The sequence below is a fragment of the Arthrobacter sp. JCM 19049 genome (assembly GCF_001310435.1).
In genome coordinates, this window is the sequence record NZ_BAXF01000807.1 from 1 (window position 1) to 745 (window position 745).

Below are 745 nucleotides of genomic sequence, written 5' to 3' on the forward strand. Positions count from 1 at the left end.
CCGCCGGCACCCCCAGCAGCAGCTGCCCGGACAGCGCGGTAAACGGTGCGTGGGTGTGCACCTGGCCCAACTGGTGCCACAACGCCTCTCCGGCCGCGGCCACGTCAGTGACCGAACGGGGCCGGGGGCTGAGCGCAACGACAAACATGGCTTAAGTATTGCGTGCCGGGCCCGCTTTGTCCTGATGTTGCGCGAATCCGGCCCGACGCGCGGGCGGCGGTGACCTAGGCTGGTACCGCAGGGAAACTGAAGGAGAGCGCATGGCAGAGGTCATAGCCGGGCGGTTTGAGCTGATCGAGCACATTGCCCAGGGCGGCTCGGGTTCGGTGTGGCTGGCCCGGGACCTGCAGTGCCGGCGGCGCTGCGCCGCGAAGGTGATGCGCCAAAGCTACAGCGGGGAGCTGCTGCGCTTCGTGCGCGAACAGGGCGTGAAGTTCGACCACCCCCATCTGCTCACCCCCTACGGGTGGGCGGCCGTGGATGACCGGGTGGTCATCGCCTCCCAGCTGATGCGCGGCGGAAACCTGCACACCGCCCTGCAGGATTACGGGGCGATGAGCCCCGAGCTGACGGCCGAGGTGCTGGCCCAGCTGCTGGAGGCGCTGGGCCACGTGCACGCCGCCGGGTGGATCCACCGGGACGTGAAGCCGGCCAATGTGCTGCTGGAGCTGACCGGGACCGGGGTGCCGCGGGTGCGGCTGACCGATTTCGGGATTGCCGCCCACATGGACCAGCCGCGGCTGAC

At 69.7% G+C, this 745-nt stretch carries 1 protein-coding gene; it reads left to right on the forward strand.

Annotated features, from left to right (window positions below):
* Positions 1 to 260: 260 nt before the first annotated feature.
* Positions 261 to 745 (forward strand): serine/threonine-protein kinase (locus tag JCM19049_RS16415; RefSeq protein WP_279403455.1); only part of this gene is annotated, 485 nt, incomplete at its 3' end.